The sequence below is a fragment of the Amycolatopsis sp. NPDC114504 genome (assembly GCF_055633595.1).
Genome location: NZ_JBVKDU010000002.1, coordinates 1421433 through 1439264, shown reverse-complemented (window position 1 = coordinate 1439264; position 17832 = coordinate 1421433). Strand labels below are relative to the sequence as shown.

Below are 17832 nucleotides of genomic sequence, written 5' to 3'. Positions count from 1 at the left end.
AAAGCTACTACCGTCGGTAACAGTTACTCTGCGTCCGGGTGAACCCGCGTCCCGGCGTCGGCGGACCGCTGGACGGCGTCGAGCACGCGGTGCACGCGCAGGGCGTGCGCGAAGTCCGGCAGGTCGCCCTTGAGGTGCCGGGCGTAGGCGTGCGCGACGTTGTACGACGGCTCGGCGCTGCGCCCGGCCAGCTGCGGCAGCTCGTACCGGGTGGGCACGGTCAGCTTCTCCAGCACGCCGGTCCGGCTGCCGCGCAACGTCAGCTTCGCGATCCAGAACAGCGGGTCCGCCGCGGTGACGACCAGGGTGCCCTCGGTGCCGTTGATCTCCCAGTGGAAGTCCGTGGCGGGCGACGACCCGCCGCGCAGGTGCAGCGACGCGACCGCGCCGCCGTTCAGCACGCCGTTGACGGCGATCTGGTCCGGCGCGGTCATCACGACCGAGTCGCCGGTGACCTCGTCGCGCACCCGGGACCGGACGGTCGCCATCGTCGCCGACAGCTCGGCGAACCGGCCGAGCACCATGTCGAACGCGTCGACGGTGTGCGCGAACGGGATCGTCAGCATCGTCGCCCCGCCTTCGGGGTGCAGCTGGTAGTCGCGCCCGGCCCGGACCGACGGCCCCCAGTTGCCGCCCGAGCCGATCAACGACGTCGAGAGCACGCGGCCGACGTAGCCGTCCTTGATGAGGTCGCGCAGGTAGCGCAACGCGGGCGCGGACCGCCCCTGCAGGCCGACGGCGGTCGGTTTCCCCCGCGCGGCCTCGGCCAGCGCCTCGGTTTCGGCCAGGCTCACGCCGAGCGGCCACTCGCTCAGCACCTGCTTGCCCGCGGCCAGCGCGGGCTCGATCAGCGCGCGGTGCTCGCTCACCTTCACCGCGACGACGACCAGGTCGACCTCCGGGTGCCGCGCCAGCTCCCCGGCGTCGCCGAAGGTCAGCGGCACGCCGTACTTCTCCCCGGCCACCCGCGCCGACTCGGCGCTGCTCCCGCTCAGCGCGCGGAGCTCGTAGCCGTCCACGGCGGCCAGCGCGGGCACGTGCGCGGTGGCGGCCCAGCCGCCGTTCGCGCTGAGCCCGACGATGCCGACCCGGACCGGTGCCATGAGCGTTCCTTCCCTTGCCCTGTACAAGTCTTCGACGTGCCGAGCGTCGTGGTCATTCCCGGTTCAGCGCAAGCCGCATCCGGTTACGTCTCCCTTTCCCGGTGATGACCTCGGACTCGCCGGTGAGGACGAAGCCGAGTCGTTCGTAGACCCGTCGCGCGCGGTCGTTTCCCTCGAAGACGTGCAGTCCGATCGCTTCCGCGCCGGCTTTGACGGCCGCTTCGCGGACGGCGGCGATGAGGTCCGCGGCCACTCCGCGGCCACGCGCCTGTGGCGCAACCCACATCGAGAAGACCAGCCATTCCGGCTCCGCGGGCCAGCCGCAGACGAGCGCGACGGCGTCTTCACCATCGAACGCGGCGAACCAGGCGCGGTCACGGATCCACTCGCGCCAGTCCTCATCGGGCTTGGCGCGTTCGACCGCGACGAGCGAGCCGAAGTTCTCGGGCGTGTCCGCCAGCGCGCGGAGCCGGATTTCACGCAGCACGGGGACGTCGTCGGGAGTCAGCTGTCGCACGTGGACCATCCGGGCAGGCTCGCACGCACGGAGGGTTCGGTAACACCCATTAACGCGCGCGCGATGAGGCGATCGATCCGGCAACTGGGGGAAAAATGGGCATCGAGGTCGTACTCGTGGTGCTGGCCGTCGTCGTGCTGCTGATCGGCGGCACGGTGTTCAGCGCGTGGCGGGCCGAGCGCTCCGAGGAACGCGAGGACGACTGACCGATCGGCCGAGGGTCGCTTCAGCCGAGTGGCCGATGGCCGTCCGGGGCGTCCGGCTCATCGACCGAAGCGCCGCCCGGGCCATGATCCATAACGTCGGTGGCATGACGAACGCACAGGTCACCGCCCTGCAGTACGGGTTCATCGGCTTCCTCGCGCTGTGGAGCGTGGTGCTGGTGCCGCAGCTGATCACGCAGCTGGCCCGGCACGGCGGCCTGCGCCCGCGCGGCATCGTGGCCACCGGCGCGGTGCTGCTGTACGGCTGCATGACCCTGGCGGTCGTCTTCCTGCCGCTGCCCGGCCTCGGCACGCGCCGGCTGAGCCAGACCGTGCAGCTGCACCCGTTCCAGTGGATCACCGACATCCACACCGAACTGCTGAAGCACGGCGAGCCGCTGTCGCAGTGGTTCACGACGCAGACGTTCCAGCAGGCCTGCCTGAACGTGCTGCTGTTCGTCCCGCTGGGCGTGTTCGCCCGGGTGCTGTGGCGCCGCGGCCTGACCGGCACGGTCCTGATCGGCTTCGCCGCGTCACTGGCGATCGAGTTCACGCAGGTCACGGCGAACTTCGGGACGGCGCCGTACGTCTACCGCATCTTCGACGTCGACGACCTCATGAACAACACGTTCGGCGCGGGCGTCGGCTGGGTGTTCGGGGCGCTGCTGCTGGCGGTCCTGCGTTCACCGGTCCGCGTGCAGCCGGCCCGGCGCGAGCGGGTCCACCTCGCCGAGACGCGCTAACCGGGCCTTCCGCCGCAGGGCGGCCCGCTTGGCCGACCGGCGGTCCTCGAGGACGACGACGAGGGCGGCGACGGCCAGCACGAGCGCGACCAGCCCGAGGACGATCGGAAGCTGCACGAAATCCTCCTCGGTACGGCGCTGTGCGGGAGATCACAACAGGTTACGCAGGTCTGTGGTCAGTTCGCCACCCCCCGCGACGGAAGACCGGGGAACCCTGGACGGGTGAGCTCCCGACCAACGAAGGACCAGCTGGCCGCCGCGCAGGACACGACCATCCCGGACGTCATCGCGCCCGGCCTCGACGTCCTGTTCTGCGGCATCAACCCCGGCCTCTACTCAGGAGCGCTGGGACTGCACTTCGCCCGTCCCGGCAACCGCTTCTGGCCCGCCCTCCACGCCGGCGGGTTCACGCCCCGCCGCTACGACCCGGCCGAGCAGGACCGGCTGCTCGACCTGGGGCTCGGCATCACGAACGTCGTCGCCAGGACCACGGCCCGCGCCGACGAGCTCACCGGTGACGAGCTCCGCGAAGGCGGCCGGATCCTGGAGGCGAAGGTGCTCGAGCACCGGCCGCGGTGGCTGGCCGTCGTCGGGATCACCGCGTACCGGACCGCGTTCGGCTTCCCGAAGGCGCGCGTCGGCCGGCAGGAGCACCGGATCGGGGACACCCACGTGTGGGTGCTGCCGAACCCGAGCGGCCTCAACGCGCACTGGACGCCGGCCGGGCTGGCGGCGGAGTTCGCGGAGCTGCGGGCCGCATCCGAACGTCGTCGAAATCGTTGAATACGGAGCGGGCAACCCTCAGTAGCGTCCACCGCCCCATCAGGTCCTTCCCAGCCCGGTCGAGCCGCCTTCTTCCGACGGTTTTCTACTCAAAGTTTGCTGTGACCGGCGGATTAGGCCATGAGGGGGAGATGGCGTCATGAGCTGCGCAATCGCGACTCGTACCAAGCAGGAGGAGTCACTTTTGGCCGGTCCCGGCAGGGGGGACCGGACGGTGCCGGACGTGTGAACCGAGGGGTCGCGTCAGGCGTCCCAGGAGTGACGGCGCAGAGACGGAGGCCCACGATGCACGGCATCGAGCCCACCCGCAGGCCGATCGGGCCGGCCGGACCCGGCGGGCGAAGTCTCGGCGTGGCGGTCGTCGACCCGGTCCCGATCTTCCGCGACGGCCTCGCCGCGCTCGTCCACCGCAGCCAGGGGCTGCACTGGGCGGGCCAGGCGGCCAGCCACCACGCCGCGCTGCAGCTGTGCGAGCAGGTCAAGCCGGACGTCGTCGTGCTCGACTCGGCACTCGACCCGAACTGCCACCTGACGAAGCTGCTCAACGCCGGCGACCCGGCACTGGTCCTGGTCACGCTCATCCGTGACACGAACCGCACGCAGCAGTACCTCGCGGCCGCGATCGCCGCGGGCGCGCACGCGATCGTGCCGCGGTCGATCGACTCGCGACGGCTCGCCGAAGCGATCCGGCGGGCCCACACCGAGCGCCGGTACATCGATCCGGCGCTGGCCGCGCTCACCGCCCGGCCGAAGCGGTCGACCGTGCCGAAGGACGGCCTCGCCCACGACAGCCCCCCGGGGCCGCGCGGCGGGATGCCGCTGTCCCGGCGCGAGTACCAGGTGCTCCAGCTCGTCGCCGAGGGTCTCGAGAACTCGGCGATCGCGAAGCTGCTGTTCCTGTCCGTCGAGACGGTCCGGACCCACGTCAAGAGCATCCTGCGCAAGCTGTCCGCACGGGACCGGACGCACGCCGTGACGATCGCCTTCCGCGGCGGGATACTGGTCGCCAGGGCGGAGGACGGTCACGTGCCCGTGACTGCCGACACAACCGCCCTTCCGGGGCAGCGCTGACCCCTGTTTCCCGGGAAGAAGCCCGGATTTCCGTACTCGGAAGTGCGGATCTGCTTGCTCCAGTTACCCGCAGGTAATATCCTGAAGTTACCGGCGAGTAAGGCGACGTGTGCCCGGCCGGGGAGCCGAACACATTGGAGTGACGACATGGGCCACTACAAGAGCAATGTCCGAGACCTGGAGTTCAACCTCTTCGAGGTACTCGGCGTGCAGGAGCGCCTGGGCAAGGGTGTGCTCGCCGAGTCCGACGAAGAGACCGCCCGCGGTGTGCTGACCGAGCTGAACAAGCTCGCGACCGGCCCGCTCGCCGAGTCCTTCGCCGACGCCGACCGCAACCCGCCCGTGTACGACCCGAAGACCTTCAGCGTCAAGATCCCCGAGTCGTTCAAGAAGAGCTACCAGCAGCTCCTCGACGGCGAGTGGTGGCGCCTGGGCCTGACCAACGACCTCGGCGGCTTCGGCCTGCCCCCGACCGTCCAGTGGGCCGCGTCCGAGCTGATCCTCGGCGCCAACGCCCCGCTGTTCATGTACATGGCGGGCCCGAACTTCGCGATGATCGTGAACAAGAACGGCACCGAAGAGCAGAAGCACTGGGCGCAGCTGATGATCGACCGCGCCTGGGGCGCGACGATGGTGCTGACCGAGCCGGACGCCGGCTCCGACGTCGGCGCGGGCCGCACCAAGGCCGTCCAGCAGGAGGACGGCTCCTGGCACATCGACGGCGTGAAGCGGTTCATCACCTCGGCCGAGCACGACATGAGCGAAAACATCATGCACCTCGTGCTGGCGCGCCCCGAGGGTCCCGGCATCGAGACCAAGCCGGGCACCAAGGGCCTGTCGCTGTTCCTCGTGCCGAAGTTCCACTTCGACTCGAAGACCGGCGAGCTGGGCGAGCGCAACGGCGCCTACGTCACGAACGTCGAGCACAAGATGGGCATCAAGGCCTCGACGACGTGCGAGCTGACGTTCGGCCAGCACGGCACCCCGGCCAAGGGCTGGCTGCTCGGCGAGGTCCACGACGGCATCGCGCAGATGTTCCAGGTCATCGAGTACGCCCGGATGATGGTCGGCACGAAGGCCATCGCGACGCTGTCGACCGGCTACCTCAACGCGCTCGAGTACGCCAAGGAGCGCGTCCAGGGCGCCGACCTGCCGAACATGCTGAACAAGGCCGCCCCGCGCGTCACCATCACGCACCACCCGGACGTCCGCCGCTCGCTGATGCTGCAGAAGGCGTACGCCGAGGGCCTGCGCGCGACGTACCTGTACACGGCGTCCTTCCAGGACCAGCTGTGGACCGGCGAGGGTGACCAGAAGGTCGCGCACGGCGTCAACGACCTGCTGCTGCCGATCGTCAAGGGCGTCGGCTCCGAGCGCGCCACCGAGCAGCTCGTGCAGTCGCTGCAGACGCTCGGCGGGTCCGGCTTCCTGCAGGACTACCCGATCGAGCAGTACATCCGCGACGCCAAGATCGACTCGCTGTACGAAGGCACCACGGCGATCCAGTCGCTGGACTTCTTCTTCCGCAAGATCGTCCGCGACAAGGGCCAGTCGCTGGCCTTCGTCGCCGGCGAGATCACGAAGTTCATCGAGTCCGAGGCGGGCAACGGCCGGCTCAAGAACGAGCGCGGGCTGCTCAAGCAGGCCCTCGAGGACACCCAGGGCATGCTGGGCTCGCTGATCGGCTACCTGACGACGTCGCAGGAAGACCCGCAGAACATCAACAAGGTCGGCCAGCACACGGTCCGCCTGCTGATGTCGGTCGGCGACCTGCTCATCGGCTGGCAGCTGCTCAAGCACGCCGAGGTCGCCATCGCGAAGCTCGACGCGGGCGCGTCCGCCAAGGACGTCCCGTTCTACGAGGGCAAGATCGCCGTGGCGTCGTTCTTCTCGAAGCAGGTGCTGCCGGAGCTGACGGCCCGCCGCGCGATCGTCGAAGCCGCCGACAACGCGCTGATGGAGCTCGACGAAGCTGCCTTCTGATGGTCACGAAAAGGGCCCTTCTCACGTGAGGAGGGCCCTTTTCGCGTTTCAGGGCCGGCCGGTGCGGGCACTCCGCTCACCGAGTCCGACGGACCCGAGTGGCCGGGTTCGCGGATCCTTGAGAGGAGAAAGTGATGACTGTCGCCGGCATCGTCAGCGCACTCATCGTCGGGCTGATCATCGGTGTTCTCGGCCGCTTGGTCGCTCCCGGCAAGCAGAGCATCCCGATCTGGCTGACCATCGTGATCGGTATCATCGCCGCCTTCATCGGCACGGCCATCGCGCGCGGTCTCGGGTACGCCGACACCAACGGCATCGACTGGCTGGAGATCCTGACGCAGGTCGTCCTCGCCGCCATCGGGGTGAGCATCGCCGCGGGCGCCTACGGACGCCGTGGCGTGACGAGGTAACCCCTTCCCAGGCCGATCCGGCCCGGTTCGCCGTCGGGCGAACCGGGCCGGATCTTTTTGCCCTCACTCCATCGGGGGTCTGCGCAGGCGACTCGCGGGGATCGGTGTCACCGTGGCGCTTATTGCGCTATCCGAGGAGGCAGCTGTGCTCGGCGGACTTTGGGGCATCATCTCGACGATCATCGTGGGCCTGGTCCTGGGTGTGCTCGGCCGGTTGTTCGCGCCGGGCGACCAGAAGATCCCGATCTGGCTGACCATCGTCGTCGGCATCGTGGCGGCGTTCATCGGCAACTGGCTGGCCGGCGTGTTCGGCGTCAAGGACACCTCCGGCATCGACTGGATCCGGCACATCTTCCAGATCGTCGCCGCCGTCGTCGGGGTCATCGCGGCCTCGGCGATCTACGCGAGGGTCAAGGGCGGCAACCGCACTACCGCCTGACGGCCAGGCCTGCGCCGGCGAGCAGCAGCACGGCGGCGCAGGTCATCGTCACGGTGAGGGCGTGCGCGGACGACGTCACGGCGAGGGTCAGGAACAGGCTGCCGAAGGTGGCCACGCCGACGACCTGGCCCAGCTGCAGCGTGCTGGTCAGCAGGCCGCTGACGTCGGCCGCGCGCTCGAGCGGGACGTGCGTCAGCGCGTTCACCATCAGGGAGCCGAACGCGGGCCCCATCGACAGCCCGAACAGCAGCAGGGCCACGAAGAACAACGCGCCGCCGTCGCGGCCCAGCCCGAGCAGCGCGTAGGCGAGCGCGGATCCGACGTAACCACACGGGGTCAGCCACGCGTGCACCCGCGTCGGCAGCCGGTTCCAGAAGAACCCGCACAGGCCGAAGACGATGCCGCCCGGAGCCATCGCCAGGCCGGCGGCCATCGCCGTCTTGCCGAGGCCCGACTGCAGGTGCAGCGAGACGCAGAAGAGGAAGCCGCCGTAGGACGCGACACCGGCCGCGAGCGTGGCCAGACCCGGCGCGACCCCGCGGATCTTGAGCACGGCGAGGTCGACGAGCGGGTCGCGCACACGGCGTTCCACGACCACGAACAGCACGGCCAGCAGCACGCCCACGGCCATCGAGCCGTACGTCCAGGCCGGCCAGCCGGTCTCGTGCCCGAGCACCAGCGGCAGCACGACGAGCACCACCGCGGGCACGGCGATCGCGAGCCCGGCGAGGTCGAGCCGGCGGCCGGCCTTCGCGGCGCCGGCGGGAAGCAGCTTCAGCGCGAACACCGCGACGAGCACGCCGATCGGGACGTTCACCAGGAAGATCGGCCGCCAGCCCGCCCCGAACAGGTCCGCGCCGACGAGCACCCCGCCGAGCACCTGGCCGGCCACGAAGGCGACCGAGATGACCGCGGTGTACGCGCTGAGTGCCTTGGCCCGCGCGGCGCCGGTGAACTGCGCCTGGATGACGCTGATGACCTGCGGCATCATCAGCGCGGCACCCGCGCCCTGCGCGATCCGCGCGGCGATGAGGACGATTTCGTCCGGCGCCAGGCCGCACAGCGCTGAGCAGACGGTGAAGGCGATCGTGCCGGTGACGAACAGCCGTCGCCGCCCGAACAGCTCGCCGAGGCGGGCGCCGGTGATCAGCAACATCGCGTAACCCACGGTGTAGCCGGAAACGACGAGCTGCAGCGCGGCGCCGGACGCGTGCAGGTCGGTGCGGATGTCGGTCATGGCGACGTTCACGACGGTGACGTCGAGCAGCGCCATGAACTGGCCGAGCAGCAGGACGGCCAGGACGAACCACGGCCGCCGGTCCGGCCGGGCGGCCTGGTCCGTGGCCGGGGCAGGGGTGGTCAGAGTCATGCCTCTGACCCTGCGGTTGTTCGGTCGCGGGCGGAGAGAGCCTGGTGGTGCTGGTGCTGGGAGTACCTGCTTCGCCCGCTGAGTCGTCCGCTGATCCGTCGAAAACTGTCGTACCCCTCGGGCACCATGTCCGCATGGCCCCGACACCGGTCCACACCAGCCGCCGAGAGGAACTCGGCCAGTTCCTCAAGGCGTGCCGCGCGCGGATCGGCCCGGCGGAGGTCGGGCTCGCGCCCGGCCCCCGTCGCCGGCTCAGCGGGTTGCGCCGCGAGGAGGTGGCGCTGCTCGCCGGCGTGGGCGTCACCTGGTACACGTGGCTGGAGCAGGGGCGGCCGATCAACGCGAGCTCGCAGGTGCTCGACGCCGTGGCGCGCACGCTGCGGATGGAGCCCCCGGAGCGGGAGCACCTGTACCGGCTGGCGGAGCTGACGCCGTCGCGGCTGCCGTCGACGGTGGAAACGGTGCCGGACACGGTTCGCGAGGTGCTGCGCGCGCTCGACCCGCTGCCCGCCACGCTGGTCAACGGCCGGTTCGACATCCTGGAGTCGAACGCGGCCCAGGAGGAGCTGTTCTGGGAGTGGCACAGCTTGCCGTGCCTGCACAAGAACCTGCTGTGGTGCTGCGTGACCGAACCGAACGCGCGGCAGTTCTTCGTGAACTACGACGAGGAGGTCCCCTACATGGTCGCGCGGATGCGCGCCGAGTACGGCAGCCACGTCGGCGATCCGTCCTGGGAAGAGGACATCCGCCGGCTGTCGGCGCTGAGCCCGGAGTTCGCCGGGCTGTGGGCCCGGCACGAGGTCGCCGAACCCCAGGCCCGGCTGCGGCGGCTGAACCACCCGCGGACCGGCCGGATGGACCTCCGGCTGACCGAGCTGGCGGTGTCCGAGGCACCGGGGCTGCGGATCCAGGTGTCCACTCCGGACGACCCGCGCAGCTGGGCGTTGCTGCCTTCGACGCGGCGGCCGTCATGACGTCACTCGAGCTGAGCGGCCGGGGGCTGACGTCGTTTCCCTCGCTGCCACCGGGGGTGACCCGGCTCGACCTGTACAAGAACTCGCTCACGTCGGTGCCCGCGTCGTTGTGGGAGCACACCGAACTGGAGGTGCTCAACCTCGCGACGAACCGGCTTTCTTCGCTGCCGCCGGGGATTTCGGCGTTGAAGTCGGTGCACACGCTCGACCTGGCGCACAACGAGTTCGATGCACTGCCGGACGAGCTGGGTGACCTCGCCGGGCTGACCGAATACCTGTACGTCAGCGACAACCGGCTGACGACGTTGCCGTCGGCGTGGGGCCGGTTGGGCCGGCTGCGGTACCTGGGCTGCACGGACAACCGGCTGAGCTCGCTGCCCGCGGACCTGTCCGGGTTCACCTCGCTGCGCGAACTCCGGTTGTACCGCAACGCGTTGACCACGCTGCCGGAGTCGATCGGCTCTCTGGGTGCGTTGCGGGAGCTGCACCTGCGGGGCAACGGGTTGACTTCACTGCCCGAGTCGATCGGTTCGCTGGGCGAGCTGCGTCAGCTGGACCTGCGGGAGAACCTCTTGGTCTCCCTTCCTCCGTCGATCGCTCGTCTGTCCAAACTGGACAAACTGGATCTGCGGTGGAACAAGCACTTCCGGGAGCCGGCGTGGCTGCGCGACTTCGAGGAGGCGGGGTGCATGGTCCTTCGCTGACAACTCAACAGAGGATGGTCGGACGCGGACCGTAGGTCGCGGTGTGCGACGTCCGGCGGACTTCGGCGCCGGTCGAGACGTCGTAGAGCACGCGGGTGTCGGTGACGCTGAAGCCGGGCGTCCCGATGGCGGGCTGGCACGGGCTGACGCCGCCGAACTGGACCGGTGGGGGGTCGCCAGGTGTCTGGGCGCCGGTCTGGCCCTCGACGCGGTAGTGGCGGGTGCCCCAGATCCGGACCGTCACGGAGTCGCCGGAAACCGTGGCCTGGATGGCGATCCCGGTCGGCGAGTCGTTCGTCAGCTTGAGCTCGACGGAGCTGCCGTCGGCGTTGACGGCCTTGGCGTCGCGGCCGGCGGGATAGCGGTCGAGGTAGTGGTCGTGCTCGAGGTGGCCGCCGTCGGTCAGGCCCGCGAGGTAGCCCGCGTTGTACAAAGTGGACGCGAGCTGCGAGACGCCACCGCCGACGACGGTCGAGCCGGTGCCGTCTTCGTCGGCCGGGGCGGGCACGTAGCCGTTGTCGGCGGTGCGCGGACCGGAGCGGGCGCCGAGGCTGAACGTCTCGCCGGGCTTGACGATCGTGCCGGACACGCGGTCGGCGAGCGTCCGGTTGTTCGTCGCGGCGGGACCGGCCAGGCCGCCGGTGGTGAACTCGCCGACGACCTCCTTGATGCCGAGCGCGCCGGCGGCGTCAGTGGTCACGCCGGGCTTCGACGCGCTGTAGACGACGGGCAGGTCCCGGCCGTCGGTTTTCTTCAGCACGTCGATGAGCGGCAGGAAGGTCTTCTCCCAGTTGATCTTCCGGGCGTCCTCGGACGGGTCGACGGCCGGTTGGGCGCCGGTGAAGACGATCTGGGCGTCCTTGCCGTCGGTCTCGGTGCTCGCGAGCCCGTCCTTCAGGGCGGCTTGCAGCTTGCCCTGGTCGATGCGGACCTCGACGGCCCCGCCCTCGACCGCGGCGAACTGGAACGACGCCGCGATCGCGGCCGGCGTGAGCGGGACGTCCTTGCCCTGCCCGTGCACGACGACCGGTTTGGCGACGGCGGGCACGACGATCTGCCGGTAGGCGGCCTGCACGCCGGCGGCGGTCGCCTTCACGGGCGTGATCGCCATGCCGAGCTTGACGCCACCGGGGTCGAGCCAGTGGTCGGTGACGGCGTGCACGGCACCGTCGAGGTCGGTCAGCTGCTGGCCCTGCCGCGGCAGGATCGGATAAGGCGTGACCCCGCCATCGGCGACCGCCGTGAACCCGACCGCGCCTTCGGTGGCCGGGTGGTTCAGCTTGCCCTCGGCAAGCTCCCGCACGGCCTGGCTGATCTGGTTCGGATCGGTCCGCGTCGCGACCCCGACCTCGCGGGAGCTGAAGAAGGACATGACCCGCGTGATCGGACTCAGCGGCTGGTGCCCGGCGAGCCCGAGGGTGTTCGGCCAGTCGAGCCCGAGCCCGGACCGCGAGGGAACGAGCTCGGCCTGCACATCGCCCCCGTGGACGACCACGGGCCGGGTGAGCCGCGGCTCGAGTTCCTTGCGCAGCTTGGCTTCCGCTTCGGCATGGGTAAGCCCACCGACATCGATCCCGGCAACGGTCACCCCCCGCGGAACATCACCGGCGCTGGCGACGAGGTCGATGGCGTAGAGGATGACGAAGAGCCCGAGCGCGATCCCGACGGACATCATGGTCCGGGCGAGGCCGGTCCGAAGCCTCCGCGCGGGAGTTTCGGGAGCGGGCGGTGGGGTGGGGGTTTCGAGAAGCTCACCGAGCAGATCATCGGCGAAGAGATCAACGGTGACGGCAGCCTCGTCGACGGTAGCCGCGGCGGGTGGCTCCGCAAGCTCGGGCGCGCATTCCGCCCCGGAGAGCGGCTCCGCGGAAGGGGCCTCGACGAGCGGCTCCGCGGCAGATTCGGCCGCGGCAGGCTCCGCAAGCGCAGTCGCGCCTTCGGCCGCGGCGGGTGGCTCCGCTTCGGCGAGCGGCTCCGCGGCAGGTTCGGCCGCGGCAGGCTCCTCGGGCGCAGTCGCACCTTCGGCTGCGGCGGCTGGTTCCGCAACGGGTTCGGTCTCGGCGGGCGGATCCGCGGCGAGTTCGGCCGCCGCGGTCGTGGCTTCGGGTTCCGCGCGCGACTCGGCGGCGGGCGGCTCGGCCGGCGCAGGATCCCCGGGCGTGGGCTCGGCGGCCGGCTCCGGGGTCACCGGCTCGAGCTCTCGCACCTCGGCAGGCTCGCGCGCCTCGTTGTCCACGACCCCGCCTACAGGTAGAGCCCCGTCCCGTGTTCGGTTCGCTCGGTCGCCACCGCGTGGATGTCGCGTTCGCGCATCACCAGGTGGCCCTCGCCGCGGATCTCGACCTCGAGCTGGTCCTCCGGGTTGAAGAGCACGCGGTCGCCGGTCTTGACGTTGCGCACGCTGTTCCCGACGCCCAGCACGTCACCCCATGCGAGCCGCCGCGCTACCTGCGCCGTGGCGGGGATCACGATGCCGCCACTGCTGCGGCGCTCGCCCTCTTCCGGTGACAGCCGCACCAGGACGCGGTCGTGCAGCATCTGGATCTCGAGTTTCGCCCCGTCAGACACGGTTCGCATGCTACTCGGCGGGCTCACCCGCCATGACCAGGCTCAGCTCCCGCGCCCCGTCCGCTTGCAGCCGGACCGGCACGCCCCAGTCCTGCCGCGTGATCCGGCACGCCGGGTGCTCGCCACCGTCGTCGCAGCTCGCGGCCTGCGCCACCACCTGCAGCACACCCTCGGTGACGCCGTCGGCGAACCGGATCTTGCGCGAAAGATCCGTCCCGGTGCCGACCCCGTCGGCCAGCAGCGAAGGCGGCGACGCGCTGATCTCCAGCCGCGTCGACGGGCCGAAGCGGTCGTCCAGCTTCTCGCCCGGCGGGGCGGTGAAGACGACCGAAAACTCGATCTCGCCCGGTGCGAGCACGGTCGGCGGCCTGCGGACGGCGTGCGCGTCACCCGCGACGAGCGTCGGCTCGCCGGCGGGCAGCGGGCCGACCCGGTTGCCCGCCGACTCGACGACGAGCAGTTCGCCGTCGTGCAGCAGCAGGCCCTGTGGCTCCGAAAGCCCTGTAGCGATCGTGGTGACTTCGCGGGTGAAGACGTCGAAGCGGCGTACGGCGCCGTTGTAGGTGTCCGCGATCGCGATCTTGTCGCCGGGCAGCACGGCCAGGCCGAGCGGGTGCTGCAGCAGCGCCTGGTCGGCCGGGCCGTCGGTGTGGCCGAACGAAAACAGGTCGACGCCGATCGCCGTGTGCACCGTGAACGATTCGCCGTCGGGCTCGATCCAGCGCAGTGCCGACGTCTCCGCGTCGGCGAGCCACAGCTTGTCGCCGTCCGCGGCGAGGCCCGACGTCTGCGCGAAGAACGCTTCGCCGACGTCGCCGTCTCGGAGGCCTTCGACGGTCGTGCCGGCGAAGCGGCGGATGGTGCCGGAAACCGGGTCGAACACGCTCAGCGTGTGGTTGCCGGCCATCGCGACGACGACTCCGCCGACCGGGCCGTACCAGGCGACGTCCCACGGGCTCGTGAGGTCGACGTCGACGCCCTTGCCGGCGTCGGGTCCGGTGCGCCACTGCGCGCCGGTGCCGGCGACCGTGGTCACCTCGCCGGTGATCAGATCGAGGCCGCGCAGCCGGTGACCGGCCGTGTCGGCGACGACGGCGTGGTAGCCGGCGCGCTCGGCGACGTCGTAGGGCAGCAGCGCGATGCCGGACGGCTCGGCGAACATCGCGACGTCGAACGGCCCGTCCTGGTGGCCGCGTTCGCCGCTGCCGAAGCGCCGGATGACCGTCTCGCCGTCCGAAGCGAACTCGACGACGGAGTGGTGCCCGGTGTCCGCGACGAGGACGCGCCCCTCGGCCGTCGCGACGGCCTTGCTCGGGAACCGCAGCTCGCTGACCTGCTCTTCGACCGGGACGTACGGGCTGCCGCCGCGGCGAAGCGTCCCCTTCGCTTCGTGCTTCTTCACGAGGTCCGCGATGACGCGGCGAAGCGCCTCTTCGTGCCCTTCGCCCGCGGCGACGTGCACGACGTACCCCTCGGGGTCGACGACCGCCAGCGTCGGCCACGCGCGGACCGCGTACTGCGACCACAGCTCCATCTTCGGGTCGTTGACCACGGGGTGGTGCACGTCGTAGCGCCGGACCGCGGCCTCGATCGACGCGCGCTCGCCCTCGTGCAGGAACTTCGGCGAGTGGACGCCGATCGTGACGAGCACGTCCGCGAACTCGGCTTCGAGCGGACGCAGCTCGTCGAGCACGTGGAGGCAGTTGATGCAGCCGCTGGTCCAGAAGTCCAGCAGCACGATGCGCCCGCGCAGCTCGGCGAGGGTCAGCGCGCGTCCGCCGGTGTTCAGCCAGACGTCGCCGCGCAGCTCGGGGGCGCGCACGCGAGCCTGCGGTCGAGGTGAAGTCACGGCAAGAGTGAACTACATGTGTTCACGCTCTGTTCCGGAGTTCAGCCGATGAGAGAACAAACTCACCCCACGGGAGCACCCCCGGTCAGGGCGTGAAGACGGCGGAAAAGAACGCGCGGCGGGGTGAACCGCCGCTTAGGCTCGGCTCATGACCCCCGTCCAGCCGGCCGGCGCCCTCACCTTCGAGGAGGCACGGCACCTGCAGGAGAACCTCCGGGAACCGGTGCGTCCCGGGCTGACCGGACCCGAGCTCGACGACATCGAGCGCCGGTTCGGTTTCCGCTTCGCCGCGGACCACCGCACCTTCCTGTCCGCCGGCATTCCGATCGGCGACCGCTGGCCCGACTGGCGCTGCGGCAACGCGGACCAGCTGCGCAAACGTTTGGCCTGGCCGGTCGACGGCGTGCTGTACGACGTCGAGCACAACGGCTTCTGGCTGCCGGACTGGGGCACGCGCCCGGTCGGCCCGGAGGACGCGGTCCGCGAAGCCCGGCGGCGCCTGGCCGACGTCCCGCAGCTGGTGCCGGTCTGCGGGCACCGGTATCTGCCCGGTTTGCCGGAAACGGCGGGCTACCCGGTGCTGTCGGTGTACCAGACGGACATCATCGTCTACGGCTCCGACCTGCGGGATTACCTGCACCGCGAGTTCGCGACGGGTGGCATCAGCACGGCCCCGCCGGACGGCCCGAGGTACATAGACTTCTGGTCCCGCTTCATCGACTAGCCGAATCTGACGCCGTCTAGCGCGAAAGCTAGAAAAGCTTAGAAGCGGCTAGCTCTCCCGCCGCAGCATGCGGCTCACGCCCGCCGCCACCGTGGTCGCGAGGATCCAGCCCGACGCCGTGAACCCGGCCGCCACCCAGTTGTCCGTGCCGTGCATGTACCAGCGCGACTTGTTGCCGAAGTCCACGATCGGCACCAGCAGGTCCGCCGTGTAGATCACCGGGTTCCACTGCAGCCCGGTGTCCTGCTGGTTCACCACGCACCGCGGGCCGTTCGCGATGATCTGGTGCGCGGGATCCGAGGTGGCCCAGTGGACGCAGTCGTCCGTTCCCAAGCCGAACCACAGGCTCCCCAGCACCAGCAGCGTGAACAGCCAGCCCAGCGCGCGCACCGGGCGGTAGCCGTACCCGACCATCGACCGCTGCAGCCAGCTCCACAGCCGGACCCCCGGCCCGAAGAACTTGAAACCGCGGGCCAGCGCCTCGTACCGGAACTGCTGCTTGCGCAACGCCACCGTCGACGCGTGTTCTTCGTTGCCCGCCGCGCGGAGCATGTGCGCGAGCTGGTCGTACGGGCCGGGCCGGTAGCCGCGCATCGCCCGCCGGAGCAGGTCGATGCGGTGGTCCAGCGCCTTGTCGTCGGCCAGCGGGATGCTCTTGCCCAGCGCGTCGTAGCGGAAGTCCTCCAGCTCGATGCCTTCGGACGCGGCCCAGAACTCCTCGTTGTCGGTCAGCGTCCCGCAGTGCGCGCGGCGCAGCACGACGCGTCCGGCCGGCGCCAGGTTCGGCGTCAGTGTGAACTCGTCCGCCGCGACGTCGCCCGCGTCGAACGCCACCATGAACGGGGGCAGCGAACCCAGCTGCGACCCACGCAGGTCGACGCGGCGGGCGACCTGGGCGCCGTCGAGGTTGACGCCGCCCTCGGCGACGAACGGGCGGCCGTTGTTGTCACGCAGCGTCAGGTCGCGGCCGATCCGGCCGGTGCGGATGTCGAGCGAGAAACTGCTGGTCGCGCGCAGGCCCGGCTCCGTCAGCCGCGTCCCGGCCAGGTTGATCGAGCCGCCGACCTCGACGCCCTGCAGCCGCAGCGTGCCGTGGATCGTCGCGTCCGTGAGCTGGAAGTTGCCCGCGATCTTCGACCGGCGCGCCGAAAACACGTCCCGGCCCGGGTGGCGGAACATCGAGTTCCAGGCCAGGAAGTTGCCGCCGACGGAGACGTCGGCCAGGCGTAGCTGACCGGCCGGGACGCGCAGGCTGGTCGCCTCGATGTCGCCGCCGATCTCGGTGCCGTCCAGGTGCAGCGCGCGGTCGTAGTACGGCTGCGACTTGCCGCGCACGACGCTGATTTCGGCGCCGGCCAGCCGCAGCGAGCCGCCGATGCGGGCGTTGACCATGCGCAGCGTGCCGAGCGCCTGCAGGCCGTCCGACAGCTCGACGTTGCCGTCGACGCGCATCCGGTCGGCGACCAGCGCCGGCCGCGGGTCGAGGTACGGGTCGTTGGACTTCCACGCGTCGACGGCGATCGGGCCCTGCTGGGACACGGTCAGCTTGGCCTCGCGCAGCACGATGTCGCTGTCCACCGTGGCGCTCGGCAGGTACATGATCCCGGTCGCCGAGAAGCGTTTCCGCTGGCTGGCGGGCCCGTAGTTGTCGACTTCGCAGAGCAGGCTGCCGCCGATGTGCAGGCCGTTGCCGTTGAGCGCGAAGCCGTCCGGGTTGTTCAGCGTGGCGCCGGAGAAGTTGACGTTACCGCCGGTCCGCAGGCCGGGGAGGCGGACTTCGCCGTTCGCGACCATCCGGTACGCCAGCAGCGCGCCGGCGAGCACCAGCCGGTCGGCGTGGATGGCCTTGCCGTGCGGGTGGGCGATCACCGTGCGGGTCAGCACCAGCGACCCCTCGATCACCGCGTCGGTGAGGTTGACCGCGGCGTTCGGCATCCCGCGTTCGCGGTCGTCGCCGCGCTGGACGGTGGTCTCCTCGATCTCGCGGTCGGCGCCGTCGACCTGCACGACGCTGCGGATCAGCCGGACGTCGTTGCGGCTGCGCATGTTGCGGGCCTTGAGCCCGGGCAGCCAGCACTTGCGGAAGACGAGTCCGAGCAGGTTCGCCTCGCGCACGTCCGGCGGCTGTTCGAACCGGCAGCGCTCGAACCGGAAGAGGTACTTGAGGTCCGCGGCACGCAGGTCCAGCGTGCCGGTGATGTAGGCGTCCTCGACGTAGACGATCGGCGCGTTCGTGGCCGTTCGCCGCCAGCGCAGCAGGCCGCCGTTGCCGGGTTTCAGCAGGTCGGAGGCCTTGACCTCGTACCGGCGGTCGGGAATGCCCGCGAACGGGTCGAGCGGGGGCAATGCGCTTTCGGTCGTCAAAACGGCAGCCCCCTCCCTCACCCACTCC

At 70.6% G+C, this 17832-nt stretch carries 17 protein-coding genes; 9 read left to right on the top strand and 8 right to left on the bottom strand.

The genetic code is table 11. The features are described 5' to 3' along the window. Positions 1–23 precede the first annotated feature (23 nt). Positions 24–1103 (bottom strand): Gfo/Idh/MocA family protein, encoded by a 1080-nt coding sequence (locus tag ACZ7PG_RS18765; RefSeq protein ID WP_470240287.1) that lies wholly within the window; start codon positions 1101–1103, stop codon positions 24–26. A gap of 52 nt (positions 1104–1155) precedes the next feature. Further along, entirely contained in the window at positions 1156–1629 is a 474-nt protein-coding gene (locus tag ACZ7PG_RS18760) for a GNAT family N-acetyltransferase (protein ID WP_470240286.1), read from the bottom strand. 301 nt (positions 1630–1930) lie between these two features. Here ACZ7PG_RS18760 and ACZ7PG_RS18755 point away from each other — a divergent pair, with 301 nt between their 5' ends. After that, entirely contained in the window at positions 1931–2566 is a 636-nt protein-coding gene (locus ACZ7PG_RS18755; RefSeq protein ID WP_470240285.1) for a VanZ family protein, read from the top strand. Here ACZ7PG_RS18755 and ACZ7PG_RS18750 read toward each other — a convergent pair. After that, on the bottom strand, positions 2507–2683 hold the full coding sequence (locus ACZ7PG_RS18750; protein ID WP_470240284.1) for a hypothetical protein: 177 nt from the start codon (positions 2681–2683) through the stop codon (positions 2507–2509). The genes ACZ7PG_RS18755 and ACZ7PG_RS18750 overlap by 60 nt on opposite strands. Positions 2684–2788: 105 nt before the next feature. On the opposite strand from ACZ7PG_RS18750, the gene mug reads away from it, so the two are divergent. From mug to ACZ7PG_RS18725, 5 genes are all read left to right on the top strand, one after another. Further along, complete coding sequence (mug, locus tag ACZ7PG_RS18745; RefSeq protein ID WP_470240283.1) at positions 2789–3349, top strand: G/U mismatch-specific DNA glycosylase; 561 nt, start codon at positions 2789–2791, stop codon at positions 3347–3349. A gap of 285 nt (positions 3350–3634) precedes the next feature. After that, positions 3635–4420 carry a response regulator transcription factor gene (locus ACZ7PG_RS18740; RefSeq protein ID WP_470240282.1) on the top strand — a complete coding sequence of 262 codons (786 nt, stop codon included), beginning with the start codon at positions 3635–3637 and terminating at the stop codon, positions 4418–4420. 147 nt (positions 4421–4567) lie between these two features. Then, positions 4568–6403 (top strand): acyl-CoA dehydrogenase, encoded by a 1836-nt coding sequence (locus tag ACZ7PG_RS18735; RefSeq protein WP_470240281.1) that lies wholly within the window; start codon positions 4568–4570, stop codon positions 6401–6403. A 134-nt stretch (positions 6404–6537) separates the two neighbouring features. Next, a complete protein-coding gene (locus tag ACZ7PG_RS18730) occupies positions 6538–6813 on the top strand; it encodes a GlsB/YeaQ/YmgE family stress response membrane protein (protein WP_086671054.1) in 276 nt (91 codons plus the stop codon). A gap of 145 nt (positions 6814–6958) precedes the next feature. Further along, on the top strand, positions 6959–7252 hold the full coding sequence (locus ACZ7PG_RS18725) for a GlsB/YeaQ/YmgE family stress response membrane protein (protein ID WP_470240280.1): 294 nt from the start codon (positions 6959–6961) through the stop codon (positions 7250–7252). On the opposite strand, the gene ACZ7PG_RS18720 is transcribed toward ACZ7PG_RS18725, so the two are convergent. After that, the gene (locus tag ACZ7PG_RS18720; RefSeq protein ID WP_470240279.1) at positions 7242–8621 is read right to left on the bottom strand and encodes an MFS transporter; all 1380 of its coding nucleotides are present in this window, start codon (positions 8619–8621) and stop codon (positions 7242–7244) included. The genes ACZ7PG_RS18725 and ACZ7PG_RS18720 overlap by 11 nt on opposite strands. 134 nt (positions 8622–8755) lie before the next feature. On the opposite strand from ACZ7PG_RS18720, the gene ACZ7PG_RS18715 reads away from it, so the two are divergent. Next, positions 8756–9595 (top strand): helix-turn-helix transcriptional regulator, encoded by an 840-nt coding sequence (locus ACZ7PG_RS18715; protein ID WP_470240278.1) that lies wholly within the window; start codon positions 8756–8758, stop codon positions 9593–9595. Next, entirely contained in the window at positions 9592–10299 is a 708-nt protein-coding gene (locus ACZ7PG_RS18710) for a leucine-rich repeat domain-containing protein (protein ID WP_470240277.1), read from the top strand. The genes ACZ7PG_RS18715 and ACZ7PG_RS18710 overlap by 4 nt, the downstream gene beginning before the upstream one ends. Positions 10300–10303: 4 nt before the next feature. On the opposite strand, the gene ACZ7PG_RS18705 is transcribed toward ACZ7PG_RS18710, so the two are convergent. From ACZ7PG_RS18705 to ACZ7PG_RS18695, 3 genes are all read right to left on the bottom strand, one after another. Beyond that, complete coding sequence (locus ACZ7PG_RS18705) at positions 10304–12061, bottom strand: VanW family protein (RefSeq protein ID WP_470240798.1); 1758 nt, start codon at positions 12059–12061, stop codon at positions 10304–10306. 482 nt (positions 12062–12543) lie between these two features. Next, positions 12544–12876 (bottom strand): GroES family chaperonin, encoded by a 333-nt coding sequence (locus tag ACZ7PG_RS18700; RefSeq protein ID WP_470240276.1) that lies wholly within the window; start codon positions 12874–12876, stop codon positions 12544–12546. Position 12877: 1 nt separating this feature from the next. Continuing rightward, the gene (locus ACZ7PG_RS18695) at positions 12878–14689 is read right to left on the bottom strand and encodes an NHL domain-containing thioredoxin family protein (protein ID WP_470240797.1); all 1812 of its coding nucleotides are present in this window, start codon (positions 14687–14689) and stop codon (positions 12878–12880) included. A gap of 175 nt (positions 14690–14864) precedes the next feature. On the opposite strand from ACZ7PG_RS18695, the gene ACZ7PG_RS18690 reads away from it, so the two are divergent. Continuing rightward, on the top strand, positions 14865–15440 hold the full coding sequence (locus ACZ7PG_RS18690) for a hypothetical protein (protein ID WP_470240275.1): 576 nt from the start codon (positions 14865–14867) through the stop codon (positions 15438–15440). Positions 15441–15488: 48 nt separating this feature from the next. Here ACZ7PG_RS18690 and ACZ7PG_RS18685 read toward each other — a convergent pair whose 3' ends face one another. Next, positions 15489–17804, bottom strand: a complete 2316-nt coding sequence (locus ACZ7PG_RS18685) for an oxidoreductase (RefSeq protein ID WP_470240274.1) — start codon at positions 17802–17804, stop codon at positions 15489–15491. Between the last annotated feature and the right edge of the window lie 28 nt (positions 17805–17832).